Raw genomic sequence first — 2857 nt, forward strand, 5'->3', positions numbered from 1 at the left:
CAGAATAAGGTCCCCATCGATTTTATTAGTACACATTCCTATGGTGTAAGTCAGGGTTTCCTTGATGAATATGGGAATAGGGGCACCATATTAAGTAAAAATCCTAAGAGTGTAAGTGGCGACGTGATTAAGGTACGTAAGGAAATTAAAGAATCAACAATGCCTGATTTGCAATTACATTTTACAGAGTGGAGTTCATCTTATACGCCTGCAGATCCCATTCATGATAGTTATCAGGAAGCAGCTTATGTACTTCAAAAATTAAAACAAGTAGGTAATGCTGCGAACTCAATGTCTTATTGGGTTTTTACCGATATTTTTGAAGAGCCCGGACCTCGTTTTACGCCATTTCAGGGAGGGTTCGGAATGATGACGATTCAAGGAATAAATAAGCCTGTATTGTATGCTTACAGGTTTCTGAACCATTTGGGAAATATTGAATTAAAGAATGATGATTCCGATTCTTGGGCCTGTAAAGATTCATCGGGAAATATTCAAGTGCTTGCCTGGAATTGCACTAATACGCTTCCAGATTCTGTGAATGACCAACAATATTATATCCGTGACTTACCTGCAAAACCGATAGGAGAATTAAAAATTCATATAAAAGATGTACCGGCTGGAAAGTATGCGCTCAATGTATATAAAATAGGTTATAAGAGTAATGATGCTTACTCTGCCTATTTGTCGATGGGCGCACCATCGCAATTGGATAGACAACAGGTTTTACAAATAAAAAAACAAAATGATGGTTCACCTCTATTACAGAAGATTATTACTGTAAAAAATGGCGTTCCTTTTTCAAGCGAATTAAATCTTCGGGAGAATGACGTTTATTTTTTAAAACTTATAAAACTTTAAGATGAAGATAAAAAAAGGAATCATCTTTTTTATTGGGCTTTTGTTTGTCATGAATGCAAAGGCCCAATTACCCACCGCTCAAGCGGTTGCCCATCAGATGACTGTTGGCTGGAATTTAGGTAACACGCTTGAGGCTGTGTGCGGTGAAACCGCTTGGGGGGGTGCGATTATCACGCAGCGGTTAATCGATAGTGTAAAGGCTTTAGGATTCAATACGGTAAGAATACCTTGTGCTTGGAACTGCCATAGCCATAATGGCGTGATTGATTCTGGTTGGTTGGCTCGTGTGAAACAAGTCGTAGATTATTGTGTAAACGATGGGATGTATACGATTCTCAATATTCATTGGGATGGTGGGTGGTTGGAAAATAATTGTACTACTACTGCACAGGCGTCTGTGAATGCAAAGCAGCAAAATTACTGGACTCAAATTGCCAATTATTTTAATTCCTATGACGAGCATTTACTTTTTGCTAGTGCCAATGAACCCAATGTTAGTGATTCTGTAGGAATGTGTGTTTTACTATCGTACCATCAAACTTTTATAAATGCTGTGAGAGCAACCGGTGGAAATAACAGTTCCCGATCACTCATTATTCAGGGACCGTCTACTGACATTTCAAAAACAAATAGTTTGATGAATACCCTGCCTACAGATAATATTCCAAATCGTCTAATGGTGGAAATTCACTATTATACACCTTACCAGTTTTGCCTGCTGGCAAAAGATGCGAGCTGGGGAAATATGTTCTATTATTGGGGTAAAGATTACCATTCTGCTACCGATACTATTCATAATGCGACATGCGGAGAAGAAAGTTCACTGGATTCAGCTTTTCAATTAATGAAAACTAAGTATGTTGATCATGGTATTCCTGTTATTGTAGGAGAATATGCCGCCATAAAGCGCCATCTTACTAACCCTTCGGATGAGGCACTTCACCTGTTATCCCGATTGCATTTTTATAGGTATTTAGTGTGTTCAGCAAAGAATAAAGGGTTAATTCCATTTTGTTGGGATATAAATATGGGGATTTTTGATCGAAGTGCCGACAGTGTATTAGATCGGGATGTCGTTAACGCCATTATGGAAGGTGCTGGCAAATCTTATGTAAGGCTTAGTCATCGCGCAAGTGGATTACCCATTGATGGAATGTATCGAACACGAAGCGATTCCAATGCTATACAGTGGAGCAATAACGGAACTCAAAAATGGAGAATGCTTCCGGTGGGTGGATATATGGAGTTTGAAAACAAGGCTACAGGTCCTTACTTAGATGCAATGTATAATTATATAAATGGCTCTCCTGCTTGTCAAGATGGAGACCCGACAACAGTTTGGCGTCAAAGCGGTACGCAAAAAATACCAATTGATTTAGTTATCGATTGGGGAAAAGAAGAAAACTTAATTGGAAATTTGACAGTCAAGGAGAATTTTCCAACATTCAAAACAATCGATTGTGGCAAACTGAAAAGTTTTCCGTAGAAAAAGTTCGTTAGGTCGAATTCAGCGCTTTGAAAAATACAGAAGGTAATGATAATGTGGGTTATGCTGAATAAGAGTGATTACAAACTAATTTAATAGAATGAATTTTATATAAAATACGCTAAGAAAGAATATAAAAATTACACAATTAATGATAAAGACAACCTTTCAAAAAATGAACTCAGTAGCAACAAAAATTATTATAACCTTTGTTGCGCTTGTATTAATGTTAACCAATGTTTCTGCTCAAAATAATAATGATGCGGTATTGGAATCGAAGATTAGTACTGTAATTAATAAAATGACACTTGCAGAAAAGATAGACATGTTGCATGGCAATGCTTTATTTTCCTCGGCTGGCGTCAATCGTTTAGGAATTCCTGAGTTGACTTGCGACGATGGACCTCTTGGTGTACGTGAAGAAATAAAACGTTTTGACTGGGCATCCGCTAATTGGACAACCGATTCTGCTATCTTTCTTCCAAACGGTTCAGCAATAGCAGCAACCTG

The 2857-nt window shown here is 37.9% G+C and carries 2 protein-coding genes and 1 pseudogene; all 3 read left to right on the plus strand.

Features of this window, described 5'->3' with window-relative positions; translation table 11 throughout:
- The coding region (locus tag ACQR30_RS07830; protein ID WP_429733700.1) for a GH39 family glycosyl hydrolase at nt 1-861 on the plus strand (861 nt) is incomplete at its 5' end.
- Nucleotide 862: 1 nt separating this feature from the next.
- Entirely contained in the window at nt 863-2347 is a 1485-nt protein-coding gene (locus ACQR30_RS07835; protein ID WP_429733703.1) for a cellulase family glycosylhydrolase, read from the plus strand.
- Between the two features lie 175 nt (nt 2348-2522).
- Nucleotides 2523-2857: pseudogene (locus ACQR30_RS07840) on the plus strand (hypothetical protein); the annotation flags it as partial.

It is taken from the genome of Arachidicoccus sp., from assembly GCF_050436765.1.
Classification (GTDB): Bacteria; Bacteroidota; Bacteroidia; order Chitinophagales; family Chitinophagaceae; genus Arachidicoccus.

Bases quoted from the DNA above. Each gene is read 5' to 3' on its own strand.
- ACQR30_RS07835 (WP_429733703.1), top strand. From the start codon at position 863: ATGAAGATAAAAAAAGGAATCATCTTTTTTATTGGGCTTTTGTTTGTC.